Genomic DNA, 18,530 nt, shown 5'->3' with positions numbered 1-18,530 from the left:
TCCTGTCGCACAGGCCGGGGCGCTAGTAGCGTCCCGGCCATGAGACGACTGCTCAGCGTCGCGTTGTCGTTCCTCCTGGTGTCCGCGGCCGCGCACCCCGCGTCCGCGAACGGCGGCGACACACCGTTGCCCGGCTACACGATCGTCAACCCGCCGCTCGCCCCGGCGCAGGTCGGTGGCAAGCCCACCAAGGTCCTGCAGGGCGTGCACAGCCATTCGGGCTACATCATCGAGGTGCCGCCGCGCTGGAACGGCCGGCTCGCGCTGTGGGCGCACGGCTACCGCGGCGAGGGCAAGGTGCTCACCGTCGACGCTCCGCCGTACGGGTTGCGGCAGCGGTGGCTCGACGAGGGCTACGCCTGGGCCGCGTCGTCCTACTACAGCAACAGCTACGACGTGCGTGCGGGCGTGACGACGACCCGCGAGCTGGCGACGTTGTTCGGGCAGAAGGTGCAACGGCCGAAGAAGGTGTTCCTGGCCGGGGTGTCGATGGGCGGGCACGTCATCGCCCGGTCGCTGGAGCAGTATCCGGGGTTCTACGCGGGCGCCATGCCGATGTGCGGCGTGATGGGTGACCACGAGCTGTTCGACTACTTCCTGAGCTACCACCTGGTCGCGCAGACGCTGACCGGCAACCGCGCCTATCCCCTGCCGCCCGACTACGTGAGCGTCGTGGTGCCCCGCATGCAGAAGGCGCTGGCGGGCCACGACGACCAGTTCCGGGCCATCGTCGCGAACCTGTCCGGCGGGGCGCGGCCCGGTACCGACGCGGCTTACGCGTACTGGCAGAACTTCCTGTTCAACCTCGTCGCCACCCCGACCGGCGACACCCTGGCGAGCAACCCGCTGCAGCTCGCCACGAACGTCGGCACCCGCTACCAGCCGAACGCGCCGGTGAACGTGAACGCCGCCGTGCAACGCGTTCGTCCCGCCAACCCCGTCGCGCGCTACACGTGGGCGCTCACGGAGATCCCCGCAGTGCAGGGGTTGCCGAGCGCGCCGGTCGTGTCGTTGCACGGGATCGGCGACATGTTCGTGCCGTTCAAGATGGAGCAGGACTACCGCGACGACGCGGCCAGGTTCGGCCGGACGCATCTGGTGGTGCAGCGGGCGATCCGGACGATCGACCACTGCGAGTTCTCGCCTGCCGAAGTCGGGAACGCGTGGGGTGACCTGACCGCGTGGGTCGACCGGGGCAAGCGGCCTGCCGGTGACGACGTGCGCCGCACGGACGATCCGCGCTACGGCTGCCGTTTCACTGACCGGCTCGCCACTGGTGGCACCCGGCCCTTCTTCCCTGCCTGCTAGAGGACCAAGCTCTCGCCGCCGTCCAGATCCGCGTGGCACGATCTCGTGCCCGCCTGGGCGATGACAACGTTGTCTTCGCCCTGCTTCGAATGTCCCGCATCAGAGAGGAAGGCTCATGTTCGGCTCCCTGCACCGACGCGCCAGACGCTCGATTCCCCTGATGGTCGCCGGTCTCCTGACCGCAGGCCTGTTCACCGCCACCCCCGCCCTCGCCGCAGTGCTGCCCCTGACCCAGCACGTGAACCCGTTCATCGGCACCGACAACAGCAACTCGCCCAACCCGGTTCCCGGCGGCGCGGGCGGCAGCACCTATCCCGGCGCCGTGGTGCCGTTCGGCATGGTGCAGTTCAGCCCGGACACGCCGACCGCGTCGCCGTCCGGATACCGCTACAGCGACACCAGCATCCAGGAGTTCAGCCTCACCCACTTCAACGGCGCGGGCTGTGCCAACAACGAGGACCTCGGGATCCTGCCGGTCACCGGCAACATCGCGACTTCTCCCGGCACGAACTGGACCGGATACGCCGGCAGCTACACGAAAGCCAACGAGTCGGCCTCGCCCGGTTACTACAAGAACCGGCTCGACACCTACAACACCGGCGTGGAACTGAGTGCGACCAAACGCACCGGCTTCATGCGCCTGACCTACCCGAGCACGACCACAGCGCGGGTGCTGATCAACAGCAGCCGCAGCGCCACTGGCAACCGCAGCGGGTCGATCGCGATCAACGGCAGCCAGCTCACCGGCACGTTCACCGGCGGTGGCTTCTGCGGCTCGTCGAAGACCTACCAGCTCTTCTACGCCATCCAGTTCGACCGCGCGCCGACCGGGTTCGGCACGTGGCTCGGCGGCACGGTGAACGCGGGCTCCGCGAGCACCAGCGGCGTGAACTCCGGCGGCTACGTCACGTTCGACACCTCCGCGAACCCCGTGGTGCAGCTCAAGGTCGGCGTCTCGTTCGTCAGCGTCGCGGGCGCGCAGGCGAACCTCGCCGCCGAGAACCCGGGCTTCGACCTCACCGGTGTCCGCACCGCCGCCGACACCGCGTGGAACGACGTGCTCAACCGCGTGCAGGCGACCGGCGGGTCCGCCGCGGACCTGCAGAAGTTCTACACGGCGCTGTACCACGTGTTCCAGAACCCCAACATCGCCAGTGACGTCAACGGCCAGTACCGCGGCTTCGACCAGACCGTGCGCACGGCGTCCCACACCGTCTACCAGAACTACTCGGGCTGGGACATCTACCGCTCGTGGGCGTCGCTGATCGCGTTGCTCGCGCCCGTGGAAGCCGGTGACATAGCCAGGTCCATGGTGCTGGACGGCGAGCAGGGCGGGCTGCTGCCGAAGTGGTCGCACAACAGCAACGAGCACTTCGTCATGACCGGTGATCCCGGTCCGATCATCGTGTCCAGCCTGTACGCGTTCGGCGTGCGCGGCTTCGACACCGCGTCGGCTTTGGCGTTGATGGACAAGAGCTCCAACGGCGGCACCACGCAGGGCCAGCCGACGCGTGGCCGTCAGGCGGGCTATCTCAGCAGGCACTACGTCACCGAGGACCCGTCGGACTCGCTGGAGTACTCGGCCTCCGACTTCGCCATCGCCCAGTTCGCGCGAGCCGTTGGCGACACCGCGAAGTACAACACCTACATGACCCGTGCGCAGTGGTGGTCCAATGTGTACAACCCCGAGTCCGGCTACGTGCAGAAGCGCAACGCGGACGGCTCGTGGGCGTGGCCGGTCACCCCGGCGAGCCCGACCGGTTACACCGAGGGCAACGCGTCGCAGTACACGTGGATGGTGCCATACAACTTCGGCAGCCTGATCAACCTGATGGGCGGCCCGAAGACGGCCATCCAGCGGCTCGACCACCACTTCACGCAGCTCAACGGCGGGCTGAGCCTGCCGTACTTCTACATCGGCAACGAGCCGGAGCACGGCGTGCCGTGGGCCTACAACTACGCCGCCTACCCGCAGGGCACCAGCGCGGCGGTGCGGCGGGTGATGACCGAGTCGTTCACGACGGCGGCCGGCGGGCTGCCCGGCAACGACGACCTCGGCGCCACCTCGGCGTGGTACGTCTGGGCGGCTCTCGGCATGTACCCGCCCACGCCGGGCACGGACGTACTCGCCTTGCACGGTCCGTTGTTCCCGTCCGTCACCATCACCAGGCCGGGCGGCACCGTGCAGATCAACACCTCCGGCGCCGGCGCTCAGTACGTGCAGAGCTTCAGCCGCAACGGGGTGTCCTCCACGCGATCTTGGCTGCGCTACGGGGACATCTCCGGCAACGCGACGCTGAACTTCGCCATGGGTTCGTCGCCCAGCGCCTGGGGAACGGCCGCCGCGGACGTGCCGCCTTCGTTCAACGACGGCTTCACTCCCCCGCCGGCCGCTCCGGCGCTCGGCACCAATCTCGCGCAGGGCAAGCCCGCTACAGCCTCGACTCCCTGCAACGCCAACGAGGCGGCGGCGAAGGCGTTCGACGGCAGCCTGTCCGGGAAGTGGTGCTCGCTGGCCACCGGGACGAAGTTCCTCCAGGTGGATCTCGGGTCGGCGCAGAACGTCGGGGCGTTCGTGCTCGAGCACGCCGGGCTGGGCGGCGAGAGCACGGGGTTCAACACGGGTGCGTACAACGTCCAGACCTCGGTCGACGGCACGAACTGGACGACGGTCGTGAACGTGTCCTCGGTGCGGGCGAGCCGTTCGTACCACCAGATCACGCAACGGCAGGTGCGGTACGTCCGGTTGAACGTCACCACGCCGACGAACAACGGCAACGCCGCCGCGCGGATCTACGAGTTCGAGGTGTACAGCTCGTAGGAGATCTCGGTCCACGGCTCGACCGGATCGTGGGGACCGTAGATCTCCCAACGGGTTCCCGTCGTCCGGAGACCGTTCGCGGCGCACCAGGCCAGCACGGCCTGGTGCGCCGCTCCGAGTTCGCCGTACGGTCCGATGTGGACTGTCCGAGCCACCTGGGCAGCCGGGAGCTCCGACGCCACCACGTTCCCGGTCAGTGAACACGGCACCGTCAGCTCCACGCCCACTTCGACGTTCGGCACGTCGTCGCGGTACAGCATGATGTTGCGGCAGCCGCTGGTGATGCCGCCGGCGCGCAGGCACGCCCACACCTCGTCCAGCATCGGCTGCCACCGGCGCGGGAACTCGCGCCAGGTCGTCGTCGCGGCGACCACGGCGGTCGGCCGGGCCGCGACCTCGGTGACGCTCACCGGCGAAGTGGTCACGGCCCGATAGTACGGCCGCGGTCAGGCGATCCGGAACGACTGCGCCGCACCACCGTTGCACGCCGCCTGCACCAGCTGCACCTCGTCCGCGCCCGATCCGCCGGGCACCGTCAGGCACTTGCCGCTGTGCCGCGCGACGAGGTGGTAGTAGCCGCCACCCTCCGAGACCGGCTGCCACTGCTGGTTGTTGCCACCGCCGTACGTCCACAGCTGCACACCCGCGTTGTCGGCGAGTGACACTCCGGACACGTCGAGCACCAGCGCCGCGTTCGTGCGGTTGTCCGCACGCGTGTAGCCACCGGAAGTCGGCTGGAACCGGAACTGCTGCGCGGTGGTGCCGTTGCACGAGTACTGCTGGATCACCGTGCCGTTGGACGAACCAGCCGCCCGAGCGTCGACGCACTTGCCGTTCGCCTTGTTGACCACCGGGTACCAGGCCGTGGGCGAGATGCCGCCGGGATCGGTCGTGCCGCCACCGAGTCCCCGCAGGCCGTCGAGGATCAGCTTGTTCTGCTGCGCGCTCTCGAACGTGGAGGACAGCGCGGTGTCGGTCGCGTAGTTCATCTTGTTGTGGCCGAAGTTCGCGTACAGCATCTTGTAGTTCTTGTTGGTCCAGATGATCGGGTAGTCGCCGGAGTACCAGATCTCGCCGGGGTTGTCGCCGACCGGGAACGTCGAGGCGTCCAGCGACGCGAGCACGGTGATGTTCGGGTTCTGCCGGATGTTCTTCTCCCACGCGTACCACTCGCTGGCCGACGACAGGATGGTGTCCGGCAGGTTCGCGGTGGCCGGGTTGCCGTGGTTCTCGATCCGCAACGTCTCGGCGGTCGGCGCCCAGCTGTTGTCCGCGAGGTGGCCGGATCCGAGGAAGTCGTAGTGGTACCAGTGCATGTACGGCTGATCCTCGGCGTCGGAGTAGCCCGACACGTGGAAGCCGAAGAACGCGCCACCCGCGTCCAGGTAGCGTTTGAAGCCCTCGTACTGCTGCTGGGTGTGCGGCTTGTCGTCGAGGAACATCACGACCTGGTACTGCCCCGGCGTGATGTTGGTGAGCAGGTTCCAGTCCTTCGTCGCGGTGTAGGTGTAGCCGTTGGCGGCGGACTGCTGCGGGAACCAGACGTTGGCCTCGCGGGAGAAGCTGCGGTGCGCCTGGTCCTGCGGCTCGCTGTAGAAGGCGAGCACCTTGAACGGGGCGGCGGCCTCGGCCGGCGCGGTGATCGACGTCGCGGCGGCGACGAGTCCCACCGCCGCGAGCAGTTTCCAGGCGCGCTTGAAGAAGCTCTGAGGCACAGGGATTCCTTTCCGGCGCACCAGGACGAGCGCGCCAGAGGGCAGGGGGAACGAGCGCGGGCCGCACCCGGATTAAGGCACAGTCGAGCTTGATTGGTCCAGACCTCTGCGTGCCGTTCTGCCGACCGGGAACACGACCGCGCCCTCCGACCTGTGCTCAGGGCCCGCGAGGGGGAGTATCGGAGGGGTGGGCCTTCGAGTGGAGGTGGCGTGCCTTGGGCGAGGACTGGGTGTTCGGCTTCGGGGGCAGCTCGCTGGAAGAGCTGGTCGAGAAGCTGTTCAACGGACTGGGCCAGCCCCAGTCCGCGACGCGGCGCACGGACCGCTTCGGGCGCGACCTCACCGCCGAGGCGCGGGACGGGCTGCTCGACCCGGTGATCGGCCGGGAGGACGTGATCGACGAGGTGCTCGAGGTGTTGTCGAGGCGCACCAAGAACAACCCCGTGCTGATCGGGGATCCCGGCGTCGGCAAGACCGCCGTCGTCGAGGGCATCGCGGCCCGGATCGCGAGCGGCGAGGTGCCGGCCACGCTCAGCGGCAGGCGGCTGATCTCGCTGGACCTGGCGGGCATGGTCGCCGGAGCGAAGTACCGCGGCGAGTTCGAGGAACGGCTGGAAGCGGTCATCAAGGAGGTGGCGGCGTCGGACCGGATGGTGGTCCTGTTCATCGACGAGCTGCACACCGTGGTCGGCGCGGGCAGTGCCGAAGGCGCGCCGATGGACGCCGCGAACATGCTCAAACCCGTGCTCACCACCGGGCGGCTCCAGGTCATCGGGGCGACCACGGCCGAGGACTACCGGCGGTACGTCGTGAAGGACGCCGCGCTGGAGCGGCGCTTCCAGCCGATCCTGGTCGCCGAACCGTCGCCGGACGAGGCGATCGCCATGCTCCGCGGCCTGCGCGCCCGGTACGAGACCCACCACGGGGTGCGGATCGCGGACGAGGCGATCGTGGCCGCCGTGCAGCTGTCGGCCCGGTACGTCACCGAGCGGTTCCTGCCGGACAAGGCGGTCGACCTGGTGGACCGGGCGAGCGCGCGGGTCCGGTTGCGGGAGAGGTCCGCGCTGCCGCCCGATCCGGTGCCGCTGGAGCAACGGGTGTGGCGGCTGAAGCGGGACGTCGCCGCGCAGGGCGAGAACGCGAAGCTCGCCGACGAGCTCGAGCGGGCGGTCGCCGACCTGGAGGCAGCACACGCCGCGCTGGCGAACGCGCCCGAGGTCGTGCCGAACGACGTCGCCGAGGTCGTGTCCCGCAGCACGGGCATCCCCCTCGCCCAGCTCACGGAGGCCGAACGGCATCGGTTGCTGCACCTGGAGGACCACCTGCACGAGCGGATCGTCGGGCAGGACGAGGCCGTGGAAGCGGTCGCCGACGCCGTCCGCCAGGGCCGGGCGGGTTTGAAGCACCCGCAGCAGCCCGTCGGCTCGTTCCTGTTCCTCGGGCCGACCGGCGTGGGCAAGACCGAGGTCGCCCGAGCGCTGGCCGAGGCGTTGTTCGGGTCGCAGGACCGGCTGATCCGGTTCGACATGAGCGAGTTCTCCCAGCAGCACTCGGTCGCGCGGCTGATCGGCGCGCCACCGGGGTACGTCGGCTACGAGGACGCCGGCCAGCTCACCGAGGCGGTCCGGCGCGGCCCGTACTCGGTGCTGCTGCTCGACGAGATCGAGAAGGCGCACGCCGACGTCTTCAGCACGCTGCTGCAGGTGCTCGACGCGGGCAGGCTCACCGACGCGCAGGGCCGGACGGCCGACTTCGCCAACACCGTCATCATCATGACCAGCAACATCGGCGCCGACCAGCTGCTCGCCGCCGGAACCTCGGGTGTGCCGGTCGACCAGCTGCGGGAGCCGTTGACCGCCACGGTCCGCCGACGTTTCCGCCCGGAGTTCCTCAACCGCGTCGACGAGATCATCCTGTTCCGCGGCCTGGACTCCGGCCAGCTGCGGCAGATCACCGCGCTCCTGCTCGAACGCACCCGCCAACGGCTGCAGGAGCAGAACATCACGCTGGAGGTGGACGACGAGGCCGTCGGCTGGCTCGCCGCCCGCGGCTACGTCCCCGAGTACGGCGCCCGCCCGCTGCGCCGCACCATCGCCAGGGAGCTCGACCGGCGGCTGTCCCGCGCATTGCTCACGGGCGAGTTGCACAGCGGGCAGCACGTCGTCGTCACGGTCACGGACTCCAGTCTCACCCTCACCATCAGTTGACCCTCACACGGTGAGAGGGTGCAGGCTGTGGCCGTGATCATCGAGAACGTCTCGTTCGCCGGTCAGCACTGCGAGACCACCGCGCTCGGCGCCCTGCTGCGGCACGAGGGCCTCGACGTGTCCGAGCCGATGCTGTTCGGGCTCGGCGAGGGGCTGAGCTTCGTGTACTGGGACGCCAAGAACATGGGTTTCCCGTTCCTCGGCGGTCGAGTCAAACCGTTCGCGCTCACCCGGACCGCGGCCGAACGGCTGGGCCTGACGCTGCACGTCCAGGAGACCTCCTCGTCGCGCAAAGCCTGGCAGAACGTCGAAACCGCGCTGTCGGCCGGACGCCCGGTCGGTCTGCAGCTGGACTCGTACCACCTGGAGTACTTCACGGCGAAGGTCCACTTCGGCGGTCACTTCGTCGCGATGCGCGGCTACGACTCCACGCACGCCCACCTCGTCGACACCGCACAGCAGGGTGGCGCCGTGACGACGTCACTGGCGAGTTTGGAGAAGGCTCGCGCGGAACATGGACCGATGACCGCGCGCAACCTCTCGTTCACGATCTCCCGCACCGGACAGCCCGATCGGGGCGACGCGATCCGGAGCGCAATCTCGGCCAACGCTCAGGCGTTCCTCAACCCGCCCATCGCGAACCTCGGTCACCGCGGCATCGCCAAGGCCGCCAAGCAGGTCCTGAAGTGGCTCGACCGCACTGATGATCCCGCGCGCGACCTGCCGCTGGCCGCGACGCTCATGGAACGCGGCGGTACCGGCGGCTCGCTGTTCCGCGCGATCTACCGCGACTTCCTCGCCGAGGCGGCCACGATCGTCGACGACGACAGCATCCGCGAGGGACATCGGCTGTACGCCGAGATCGCTCCACTGTGGACCGAGGTCGCGAACCACATCACGGCGCAACGCCTGGACCGCGCCTCGGAGATCCTCACCGAGCTCGCCGAGAAGGAACGCCACGCCATGGAGGTCCTGTCCCGCTGACCGTTCAGGCAACGCGACTTGGCCGGTTCGGGGGACTTGTGCCACTTTGGACCGATGTCTCTGCCTGTCGCGGTCCTGCTCGCCGTCACCACAGCCCTTGTCCCCTCCACCGCCCAATGGCAACGGGTCGGCACCGGCATCACCGAGGGCGTCAGCGGACTCGCGGTGCTCACCAGCCGCGGCGACCACGTCGAAGCCCTCTCCGTCATCGACAACAAGAAGCCGGGCCAGGAACGCGTCCGCCGGATCGTCCTCGACCGCGGCCGGGTCACCGAGGTCCGGCCGATGACGTGGCAGGGCGAGACACCGGTCGACCTGGAAGCCGTGGCCGGCGTGCCGCACCGGCCCAGCGAGTACGTCGCTGTGACCAGCGGCAGCCGGGCGTTCCACGTACGGGTCGAACGGGACGTGGTCACCGTGGTGGCCGCGTTCGACCTGCCGCACGACCCCGAGGACAACAACGAGAGCTTCGCGCTGAAGGCGGTCGGATCCCGGCTCGCGGCGGTGTGGGCCGACCGCGGTGAGGGAATCAGGCCGACGACCATCTACAGCGCGTACTTCTCGTTGCAGGACCACAAGCTCGGTCCGGTCTCGAGCGTCAAGTACGACACCGGCGCGCACGAGGAGACCGTGCGGCACGCGTCCGACATCGCGATCACGCCGGGCGGCTCGCTGCTCGTGTCGTCCGCGGTCGACCCCGGCGACGACGGTCCGTTCTCGTCGTCGTTGCACGAGATCGGCCGGCTCACCCCGCACAAGAACACCGTCACCATCGATCTCGCCCACCGGCCGCGCCTGCGAGGCACGTTCGAGGGGCGCAAGATCGAGGCGGTGACCCTTCTCCGCGGTGAGGTGCTGCTGGGCACCGACGACGAGAACGACGGCGGCTGGGTCGCGGAACGCTGAAGCGCCGTTCATGGCACCATCGTCGGCGTGGCACGCCCCCGCACCACCCCGCGCACCGTCGAGCACCCGGAGCTGTCCGAGGTCTCGTTGCAGCAGGCCCTGGAGGCGCTGGCGGACCCGGTGCGGCGCATGGTCGTGTGCCAGCTGGCGCATGGTCGTGTGCCAGCTGGCGCAGGCGGGCGGGGAGAAGGGCTGCGGCACGTTCGACACCCCGGTGTCGGACTCGACGCTCACGCACCACTTCAACGTCCTGCGGGAGGCCGGCGTGATCCGGCAGCACTACCGGGGCACGGCCAAGCTGAACTCGTTGCGCGAGGACGAGATGGACGCGCGCTTTCCCGGCCTGCTCGCCGCGGTCGTGTCCGCGGCCCAGGCTGAACTTTGATAGCCGTCGAAGTTTGACGGCCATCAAAGTATGGGGCAAGCTGGCTCCATGGCGAAGCATGTGCTGTTCGACCGGCTCGGCGGTCCCGAGGTGCTCACCCTCCGCGACGTCGAAGTGGGCTCTCCCGGGCCGGGCGAGGTGCGGATCCGGGTGGACGCGATCGGCCTGAACCGGGCCGAGATCATGTTCCGCGAGGGCGTCTACTACGAGCAGCCGGTCTTCCCCTCGACGCTCGGCTACGAGGCCGCGGGCGTGGTCGAGGCGGTCGGCGAGGGCGTGTCGCACCTCGCCGAGGGCGAGCCCATCGCGGTCGTGCCGGCGTTCTCGCTCACCAAGTACGGCACCTACGGCGACCACGTGATCGTGCCCGCCCACGCGGTCTTCCCCCGCCCGGCGAACACCAGCGCGGTGCAGGCCGCGGCCGTGTGGATGGCCTACATCACCGCGTACGGACCGCTCTTCGAGTCCGGCGAGGTGCGTCCCGGCGACCACGTGCTGATCAGTGCCGCCGCGAGCAGCGTCGGCCAGGCGGCCATCCAGGTCGCCCGGCACATCGGCGCCATCCCCATCGCCACCACCCGTGCCGCCTCGAAGTCACGACGCCTGCTCGAGGCGGGCGCGGCCGAGGTCGTCGTCACCACCGAGGAAGACCTGGTCACCAGGGTCAAGGAGATCACCGGCGGGGAAGGTGTCCGGCTGGCGTTCGACCCGATCGCCGGCCCTGGCGTGGACACCATCGCGCAAGCCATCGCCCTGGACGGCCACCTGGTGGTCTACGGCGGGCTCGACCCGCGTCCCACCCCGCTGCCCAACGCGAGCAGCTACCCGCGGCTGACCAGCCGCACCTACACGATGCACTCGATCACCTCCGATCCCGGACGGTTGCGCCGCGCGGTCGCGTTCATCAACGCCGGGCTGGCCACCGGCTCGTTCACTCCTGCCATCGACCGCACGTTCGACCTGACCGAGATCGCCGAGGCTCACCGCTACCTGGAGGCGAGCAACCACATCGGCAAGATCGTCGTCACCTTGACGCACTAGATCGCTTGGGAGAACGAGAAGAAGCGGTCCGGGTCGTACCGCTTCTTCACCTCGGCCAGCCGCGCGTAGTTCGGGCCGTGGTAAGCCTGCCGCCAGTCCGCCAGGTCCGGGTCGGTGAAGTTCAAATACGACGCGTTGTCCGCGAACGGGCCGATGTCCTCGTGCAACGCCGTCAGCCACTCCAGGTTGTCGCGCACGACCTGCGGGCTGTCCGCCGAAGTCCACGAGGTGTCGAGGGACACCAGGAACATCGCCTCGCGGTGCGGGAACGCCGTTTCGGTGACGCCGAGGGCGTTGATCGCGCCGCCCCAGCCGAACAACGCCGCGCCGCCGCCGTCCGGGTTGCTGCTGCCCGGCCACTTGGCGACGGCCGTGACGAGCGTGCGCACGCCTTGTTCAGGCAGCGGAACGGAAGTCGTGCGAGTGCGGCCCGCGAAGGCGCCGCCAGCCGTTTCGTGGTGCACGTACTCGACGGCTTCCCAGTACGTGCGGTCCTCGATGTCACAACGGAACGGCTTGGTGTGGTTCAACGGCGCGAGCAACGTGCGCAACTCGTCCGCCGAACCCAGGTGCCAGCCGATCAGCGACACCATCCCGCCGCTGGTCAAGCCGGCCCGCAACGACAGCCCGTCCGGTGCCGTGCGCTGAATCTCCTGCACCAGCAGCATCACGTCGACCGCGTGGTCCCACTCCCACAGCAGCAGGCAGGTGGCACTCGACACCACCGGCCGCGCCTGGAACGTGAACGAGGTGTTCACGCCGAAGTTGCCGCCGCCACCACCCCGGCAGGCCCAGAACAGGTCGGGGTTCTCGGTGGCGGAACACGTCACCGCGCTGCCGTCGGCGAGCACGACGTCGGTGCTGACGAGCGAGTCGCAGGTGAGGCCCCACGCCCGCGACACCGCCGCCACTCCCCCGCCCAGCGTGAGGCCGCCGATCGCGACCTCGTCGGAGTTGCCCAGCGGGAACGCGATGTCGTGCGGCCGCAACGCCGAGTACAGCTCACCCGTTCGCGTTCCGCCGCCGACCGTGACCAGCGCCGTGTCGGGATCGACGTGGACACCGGAAAGTCCACGCAGATCGAGGACCAGGCCTGTGTTGACGGACGTGCCGGCATAGCTGTGGCCGCCGCCGCGCGCGACCAGCGGCACGGAGTTCTCCCGTGCCCACCTGATCGCCGTGGCGACGTCCTCACTCGATGCCACGGCCAGCACCGCCGCCGGGACCGTGGCGGCATAGCGTTCGTTGAACGGTTTGCTACGACTCGCGAAGCCCTCGTCGCCGGGCAGCAGCACCCGGCCGAGCGCCTGCGCCGCGAGGCTGTCGAACGTCACGAGACGACACCCGCCAGCTGGGCCTCGCGCAGGATCTCCTCGCGTTCGCGCCAGTGCGACCAGAACGCGCCCTTGTAGCCGAGGCTGGTGAGGCCGATCAGGAACGGGTTGTCGGCGTAGTTGTTCTCCGACTCGCTCATGCCGGCGAGCGTCGGCAGCATCACGCGGTGGTAGTCCGCCGGGTCGACCAGGGACCACAGGTACTCGACCGTGCGCGACCAGCGGCCGTTCGGGTCGGTGTTCGTGCCCGCGTCCTCCAGCAGGTCCGGCGAGAAGTAGCAGACGAGCCGGAACTCGCCGCGCTCGTCCCACATGAACTGCTTCTCGTACTCGACCAGGCCGGAGCACATCGACAACGGCTTCAGGATGATCGGGCCGTTGGCGGTGTTCGACTGCAGGCCCGGCATCGTGCGCACGCCGGCGCACTGCTCGGCGATCGAGATGCCGAGGGGGTGGTGCGGGAAGAGCCGCAGCCCCAACGAGAACGCGGTCACCGTCGCGTCCAGCGCCATGAACGCCTGCACGCAGTCGCGCATGGTGTCCCAGGTCTCGCCCGGCATGGCGAACAACGCCTCGACCATGGTCTTGATGCCACGCTCGTTGCACAGCCGCACAAGTCGTTCGGTGTCCTCGAACGTGTAGTACGTCTTGCCCTTGCCGGTGACCTTCCACCCGGAGAGGACGTCCTCGCGGATGTGGTCGCTGCCGACGTTCACACCCTGGCACCCGGCCGCGGACAGCAGATCCGCGAACTCCTCGTCGAACGGCGAAGGCTGGCAGTACACCCACAGCCGCAGGTTGTTCAACGGGTTCGCGGCGCTGGCGTGCTTGCGGCGCACGATCTCGCGCAGCACGTTCTTCGCGTGCTGGATCGAGAGGTTGAACTCGCTGTCGGTCGTGTGCTGGTCGAGAATCCCCTGTGCGGCGAGGGACTGCATCTCGTCCACCACGGCCGCGACGTCGCGGCGTGCGACCGCGCCACCCTTGGCGTCGGGCTCGACGCAGTGCGCGCACCGGTACACGCAGCCGGACTTGGTGAGGATGCCCGCGAGACCACCACGCTTGTAGTACTCGCCGTTGTCCACTTTGTACTTGTCGCCGGAGCGCCGGATGTACGTGCCCTCACCGTCGACCTGCCACGTCTTGACCACGGTCGGCCCGACCTGCAACAGAGGCGTCAGCGCACTGGAAGTACGCACGATGCCGTCCGGGGTGTTGCGGAGCAGGCCATCCACAGTGGACACATCTCGGCCGGTCGCCAGCGCGTCGGCCAGGTCGACGACGATCTTCTCGCCCGGCCCCTTCACGCCGTAGTCGACCCCGAAGTAGTCGACCAGGGCGAACGGCATCGTGGAGAAGCCGATGCCGCCCGCCACCAGCGGCGCCTCGGTGAGCCGGGTGATCTCGGTGATGATCTCCTTGTGCTCACCGACAAAAGGGCGCTGCTCGAACGCGTACACGGTGTCGGTGTTGCGGACCGTGATGCCGACCAGCATCGGGTCGCGCGTCGTGAAGTACTCGGTCAGGAAGGTCTTCCAGTCGTCGCGGTGGAACGTCAGGTCCACGACTTCGACCTCGAAACCCGCGCTCTCCAACGAGGTGGTGAGCACGTCGAGCGCGTAGGGCGCGATCGGCGGGTGCACCTTGTTGGGGTTGACCAGTGTGACCAGGCCTCTGCTCATCGAATATCCCCCGCTGCTTGAACTAGACGATGCCGAGGGCGATGCCGAACTCGGGCTTGGCGTTGAGCAGGTACGCGCCGGCGGACTGGAGGATCCGGTCCTGCGCGGCCAGGTGCTGGCAGATCGTGGCGGTGTCGCGCATCCACCGGTCCATCGGTGAGGACTTGTGGATCGACCACGTCTGCAGCAGGTCGAACAGCCGGTTCACGATCGACCGCGACATCCGGAACGCGTGCACCCACGACAACGGGCAGGCAGCGCGGTCGATCGGGTCGAGGTCGTCGAGCACACCACCGGCGGCGAGCACTTCCCACTGCTTCTCCAGCGCGCCGTAGACCCCGGCGCGGGTGGCGTTGAAGTCGGCTTCACAGGCAGCCAAAGTCACCTGCACGCGCCAGATGTCGGCCCAGTCCGTGCCGGTCATCCGGTCGACGCGCTTCAGCACGGACTCACGGGCGTAGTCCAGAGCAGCACGCGCAACTCCGAGCGAGACGCCGCACATGGTGCGCGTGAACGCGTCGGGCTGGGCCAGAGGGCCCTTGCGGCCGCGCACGTTGTCGAAGCTGAACGAGTGCTCCTCCGGCACGAAGACCTCGGTCATCGTGTAGTCACAGCTGCCGCTGCCGCAAAGCCCGGTCGTGTACCAGTTGTCGATCAGCTCGACCTTCTCGCGCGGCACCAGGAACTGCCGCGACTCGTGCGGGTTGCTGCCGTCCGGGCTCGCGTACTTCTTGCCGTCCTGGTAGACGAACCCGCCGGAGATCACCCAGTCGGCGTGGTCGATACCGCTGCCGAACGGCCAGCGTCCGGTGAGCTTGTAGCCGCCGGGCACCTTCTCGGCGCGGCCGGACGGCTGCAGCAGACCGGCGACGATCTGGTCCGGATTCGGGAACATCTCCTTCGCCACGACCGGATCGATGAACTCGGCGTAGATGCCGGTGTTCGACCCGATCATCGAGCACCAGCCGACGGAAGCGTCGCCGTAGGACAGTGCCTCGACGACCTCCATCTGCTCCATCGAGGTCAGTTCCAGGCCACCCCAGTGCTTTCCGAAGCACATGCGGAACACACCGTTGTCGCGCAACGTGTCCACGATGTCCTGCGGCAGGTTCCGCTGAGCTTCGATCTCCGCGGCCCGTTCCCGCAGCATCGGCGCCAACGCCTTGCAGCGATCGATCAACTCCGCCGCGGTGGTCGCGGGGGTCACCGTCGTCATGGTCATTTCGTTCCCCTACTTGACGATGCCGAGGCAGATGCGGAACTTGGGCCGGCGACCGAGCAGGTACGCGCCCGCGGACTCGAGAATCGCGTCCTGCGCCGAGAGGTTCTGGCACATGGTCGCGGTGTCGCGCATCCAGCGGTCCATCGGCGAGGACTTGTGGATCGACCACGTCTGCAACAGGTCGAACAGCCGGTTCACGATCGAGCGGGACGTCCGGAACGCGTGCAGCCACGCGATCGGCGACGCGGCGCGCTCGTTCATCGTGAGGTCGTCCAAAGTGCCGCCGGCCGACAGGACCTCCCACTGCCGCGTCATCGCGGAGTAGACGCCGTTGCGCGTGGCGTTGTAGTCGGCCTCGCACTCGGCCAAAGTCACCTGCACGCGCCAGATGTCCGCCCAGTCCGTGCCGGTCATCCGGTCGACGCGCTGCAACACGCATTCACGGGCGTAGTCCAGAGCCGCCCTCGCGACCCCGAGCGGAACGCCGCACAGGCTGCGCATGAACGACTCCGGCTGCGCCAACGGGTGCGGCTCGCACCGCGGGTTGTCGAACGTCAGCGTGTGCGAATCCGGCACGAACACGTCCGTGATCCGATAATCCGAACTGCCGGAGCCGCGCAGACCGGTCGTGTCCCAGTTGTCCAGGATCTCGACCGAGCTCTGCGGCACCAGGAACTGCCGCGACTCGTGCGGGTTGCTGCCGTCCGGGCTCGCGTACGGCTCGCCGTTCTCGAACACGAACGCACCGGACATCACCCACTCGGCGTGGTGGATCGTGCTGCCGAACGACCACTGGCCGCTCAGCCGGAACCCGCCCGGCACCTTGTCGGCGCGCCCGGCAGGGGCCAGCACGCCGGCCGTCACCATGTCCAGCCGCGGGTAGACCTCGCGGACCACGTCCGGTTCGAGGAAGTTGGCCAGCAGACCGGTGTTCGCGCCGATGATGCCGCACCACGCGGCGGACGCGTCACCGTACGCAAGTGCCTCGGCGACCTGCGTCTGCTCCATCGACGTGAGCTCCGGACCGCCCCACTCACGGCGGAAGCACATGCGGTGCACACCGGTGCCGCGCAACAACTCCACGACGTCGGCCGGCAGCTGCCCGGCCGCCTCGATCTCGGCGGACCGTTCACGCAACACAGGTGCGAGGGCCTTGGCGCGGGCGATGATCTCGGTCGCCGTGCGGGGCTCGTCGGCCACCGTGGTCATGTCTTCGCTCCTCGGAGTCGTCACTCGTCCACGTCCAGAAGTCCTGCGGGCATCGCGAAGGGGCCGTCGGGGTCCGGCGGTCCGACCGGTTCGGTCTCCAGCTCGACCAGTGCGGCGGCGGCCGTCAGGCGCTCGTCACACGTCTGCGTGTCCTCGGCCTCACACACGACGAACGAGTGCCGCGCCAAGTAGCCGCCAGGAGGCAGCCGCAAGGTCGTGCCGGGCTCGCACATCGGCGAGGTCGCCACCAGGCCGGGAGCCTCTTCGGGCAGCGTGATCGACTTCAGCAGGCAGTCCTGCTCCGGGATGCCGAAGCGGATGCCCGCGACGCGGCGGAAAGCGGGCGTGACGTCCGGACGCTGCCCGGTCGTGACGTCGAACAGCACCTCGCCCGGCTCGATGCCGGTGGCGGTGCGGCCGAGGAACGGGATGAGGTCCCCGCCCAGCCTGCCGTTGATCTCGATGATCAGCGGGCCGCGGTCGGTCAGCCGCACCTCGGCGTGCGTGATGCCGTTCTCGATGCCCAGCGCCTGGTGCGCCTTCGCGAGGTGCTGCATGAGGTTCTCGTCGTCGAGCAACGGGTCGTTGGCGTCGACGACGTGCCCGACCTCCTCGAAGTACGGGTGGTCGCTGGAGTGCTTGCGCGCCAGGAACATCGGCAGGTACTCGCCCTTGTACACGGCACCGTCGACGCTGATCTCCGGACCCGGTGCGTAGCGTTCGACGATCGCGCTCGCCCGGTACGGTCCGGGATCGACCTCGCTGGCCGCCAGCGCGACGTGGAACGCCTCGTCCAGCTCGGCTTCGTTGGTGGCGAAGACGACGCCGATGCTCGCGCCCATCGCACGGGGCTTGATCACGACCGGGTAGCCGATGCGCTCAGCAGCCGCGCGTGCCTGCTCGACGGTCGTCGTGAGCTCGAAACCGGGCTGGTGCAGACCGGCGGCGGTGAGCACAGCACGGGTGCGTTCCTTGTCGCGGCACCCGCGCACACCCGCCGCCGACAGACCTGGCACACCGAACTCGGCGGCCAGCAGGCCCGCGTCGAGCACCAGCGGCTCGTCCCAGCACATCAGGCCGACGACGTTGCGCCGTGCGACGACCTCGCGGGCGGCCGTGGCCATGACCTCGGAGTCGAAGACGTTCGCGACGATGATCTCGTCGAAGTACTGGCGCTGCCAGGTGGGTTTGAGGTTGTTGATCAGGACCAGGTCGATGCCCGCGGCCTTCGCGCGGGCGGCGATCGGCGCGACCAGGTACTCGCGGTAGACCTTGAGTCCGCTGCCGATGACGAGGATCGCGGGGTTCATGACATCACTCCGGTGCGGCGGGTGAGGAGATCGGCGAGGATGTCCTGCGAGCGGTGGGCGATGACGCTGATCAACGAGTCGGCGATGCCGTGCGTCTCCTCGTTCACGCCCTGCAGGTACAGGGCGCCCCAGGCGGACTCGCCGAGGTCGAGGCGGTAGCTGCGGCTGACGTTGATCTCGTCGATGCCGGCGCGTTCGGCCAGGTCGCGGACGAGCCACGGCATGCGCGGGTCGTAGCCGGTGCCCAGCAGCACGAGGTCGCAGTGCAACGGCTCGACCTTGCCGCTCATGCGGTCGCGCAGATCCAGCACGACCTCGTCGTTCTCCACCCGAGCGGCGACGACCTCGGTCATCGGGCGCACCCAGGAGCGCTGCGGCCCGAGCGTCTTCTGCTGGTAGAGCATCG

At 68.9% G+C, this 18,530-nt stretch carries 14 protein-coding genes and 1 pseudogene; 7 read left to right on the top strand and 8 right to left on the bottom strand.

All coding sequences use genetic code 11. The features are described from left to right. The first annotated feature begins 39 nt into the window (after window positions 1-39). Window positions 40-1,308, top strand: a complete 1,269-nt coding sequence (locus UK23_RS17855) for a hypothetical protein (protein ID WP_045312683.1) — start codon at window positions 40-42, stop codon at window positions 1,306-1,308. A gap of 115 nt (window positions 1,309-1,423) precedes the next feature. Then, a complete protein-coding gene (locus tag UK23_RS17850) occupies window positions 1,424-4,129 on the top strand; it encodes a GH92 family glycosyl hydrolase (RefSeq protein ID WP_082114749.1) in 2,706 nt (901 codons plus the stop codon). Here the strand turns inward: UK23_RS17850 and UK23_RS17845 are convergent. Continuing rightward, window positions 4,102-4,554: a GyrI-like domain-containing protein gene (locus tag UK23_RS17845; RefSeq protein WP_045312682.1), complete on the bottom strand. Its 453-nt coding sequence runs from the start codon at window positions 4,552-4,554 to the stop codon at window positions 4,102-4,104. The two genes, UK23_RS17850 and UK23_RS17845, sit on opposite strands and share 28 nt — an antisense overlap. 21 nt (window positions 4,555-4,575) lie before the next feature. Beyond that, window positions 4,576-5,844, bottom strand: a complete 1,269-nt coding sequence (locus UK23_RS17840) for an RICIN domain-containing protein (protein WP_231114549.1) — start codon at window positions 5,842-5,844, stop codon at window positions 4,576-4,578. A 215-nt stretch (window positions 5,845-6,059) separates the two neighbouring features. Here UK23_RS17840 and UK23_RS17835 point away from each other — a divergent pair, with 215 nt between their 5' ends. The 5 genes from UK23_RS17835 to UK23_RS17815 all read left to right on the top strand — a co-directional run bounded on the left by UK23_RS17835 (window position 6,060) and on the right by UK23_RS17815 (window position 11,367). Next, window positions 6,060-8,051: an ATP-dependent Clp protease ATP-binding subunit gene (locus UK23_RS17835; protein WP_052684770.1), complete on the top strand. Its 1,992-nt coding sequence runs from the start codon at window positions 6,060-6,062 to the stop codon at window positions 8,049-8,051. A gap of 27 nt (window positions 8,052-8,078) precedes the next feature. Then, window positions 8,079-9,035 (top strand): BtrH N-terminal domain-containing protein, encoded by a 957-nt coding sequence (locus UK23_RS17830; protein ID WP_231114548.1) that lies wholly within the window; start codon window positions 8,079-8,081, stop codon window positions 9,033-9,035. Window positions 9,036-9,089: 54 nt separating this feature from the next. Continuing rightward, window positions 9,090-9,941, top strand: coding sequence for a hypothetical protein (locus tag UK23_RS17825; RefSeq protein ID WP_045312681.1), 852 nt, complete (start codon window positions 9,090-9,092; stop codon window positions 9,939-9,941). A 151-nt stretch (window positions 9,942-10,092) separates the two neighbouring features. Continuing rightward, window positions 10,093-10,326, top strand: a complete 234-nt coding sequence (locus UK23_RS53800; protein WP_231114546.1) for a helix-turn-helix domain-containing protein — start codon at window positions 10,093-10,095, stop codon at window positions 10,324-10,326. A gap of 48 nt (window positions 10,327-10,374) precedes the next feature. Continuing rightward, the gene (locus tag UK23_RS17815; RefSeq protein ID WP_045312680.1) at window positions 10,375-11,367 is read left to right on the top strand and encodes a zinc-dependent alcohol dehydrogenase family protein; all 993 of its coding nucleotides are present in this window, start codon (window positions 10,375-10,377) and stop codon (window positions 11,365-11,367) included. Here UK23_RS17815 and UK23_RS17810 read toward each other — a convergent pair. The 6 genes and pseudogenes from UK23_RS17810 to UK23_RS17785 form a co-directional block, all read right to left on the bottom strand. Further along, on the bottom strand, window positions 11,364-12,701 hold the full coding sequence (locus tag UK23_RS17810; RefSeq protein WP_045312679.1) for an FAD-binding oxidoreductase: 1,338 nt from the start codon (window positions 12,699-12,701) through the stop codon (window positions 11,364-11,366). The two genes, UK23_RS17815 and UK23_RS17810, sit on opposite strands and share 4 nt — an antisense overlap. Further along, window positions 12,698-14,383, bottom strand: a complete 1,686-nt coding sequence (tsrT, locus tag UK23_RS17805) for a tryptophan 2-C-methyltransferase (RefSeq protein WP_045312678.1) — start codon at window positions 14,381-14,383, stop codon at window positions 12,698-12,700. The genes UK23_RS17810 and tsrT overlap by 4 nt, the downstream gene beginning before the upstream one ends. Before the next feature lie 22 nt (window positions 14,384-14,405). Beyond that, window positions 14,406-15,599 carry an acyl-CoA dehydrogenase family protein gene (locus UK23_RS17800; RefSeq protein WP_231114545.1) on the bottom strand — a complete coding sequence of 398 codons (1,194 nt, stop codon included), beginning with the start codon at window positions 15,597-15,599 and terminating at the stop codon, window positions 14,406-14,408. 15 nt (window positions 15,600-15,614) lie between these two features. After that, the gene (locus UK23_RS17795; RefSeq protein ID WP_045312676.1) at window positions 15,615-16,814 is read right to left on the bottom strand and encodes an acyl-CoA dehydrogenase family protein; all 1,200 of its coding nucleotides are present in this window, start codon (window positions 16,812-16,814) and stop codon (window positions 15,615-15,617) included. A 20-nt stretch (window positions 16,815-16,834) separates the two neighbouring features. Continuing rightward, window positions 16,835-18,124: an ATP-grasp domain-containing protein gene (locus UK23_RS17790; RefSeq protein WP_045312675.1), complete on the bottom strand. Its 1,290-nt coding sequence runs from the start codon at window positions 18,122-18,124 to the stop codon at window positions 16,835-16,837. Then, window positions 18,121-18,530 (bottom strand): annotated as a pseudogene (locus UK23_RS17785) (SidA/IucD/PvdA family monooxygenase); the annotation flags it as partial. The gene UK23_RS17790 and the pseudogene UK23_RS17785, both read right to left, overlap by 4 nt.

The organism is Lentzea aerocolonigenes (assembly GCF_000955955.1).
GTDB lineage: Bacteria > Actinomycetota > Actinomycetes > Mycobacteriales > Pseudonocardiaceae > Lentzea > Lentzea aerocolonigenes_A.
Note: the sequence above shows the minus strand (reverse complement) of the source record. Positions and strands in the feature narration are given on the sequence as shown.

Excerpts from the sequence above, each read along its gene's own strand:
- UK23_RS17855 (WP_045312683.1), top strand. The coding sequence starts at position 40 with ATGAGACGACTGCTCAGCGTCGCGTTGTCGTTCCTCCTGGTGTCCGCG.
- UK23_RS17850 (WP_082114749.1), top strand. The coding sequence starts at position 1,424 with ATGTTCGGCTCCCTGCACCGACGCGCCAGACGCTCGATTCCCCTGATG.
- UK23_RS17825 (WP_045312681.1), top strand. The coding sequence starts at position 9,090 with ATGTCTCTGCCTGTCGCGGTCCTGCTCGCCGTCACCACAGCCCTTGTC.
- UK23_RS53800 (WP_231114546.1), top strand. The coding sequence starts at position 10,093 with ATGGTCGTGTGCCAGCTGGCGCAGGCGGGCGGGGAGAAGGGCTGCGGC.
- UK23_RS17815 (WP_045312680.1), top strand. The coding sequence starts at position 10,375 with ATGGCGAAGCATGTGCTGTTCGACCGGCTCGGCGGTCCCGAGGTGCTC.
- tsrT (WP_045312678.1), bottom strand. The coding sequence starts at position 14,383 with ATGAGCAGAGGCCTGGTCACACTGGTCAACCCCAACAAGGTGCACCCG.
- UK23_RS17800 (WP_231114545.1), bottom strand. The coding sequence starts at position 15,599 with ATGACGACGGTGACCCCCGCGACCACCGCGGCGGAGTTGATCGATCGC.
- UK23_RS17795 (WP_045312676.1), bottom strand. The coding sequence starts at position 16,814 with ATGACCACGGTGGCCGACGAGCCCCGCACGGCGACCGAGATCATCGCC.
- UK23_RS17790 (WP_045312675.1), bottom strand. The coding sequence starts at position 18,124 with ATGAACCCCGCGATCCTCGTCATCGGCAGCGGACTCAAGGTCTACCGC.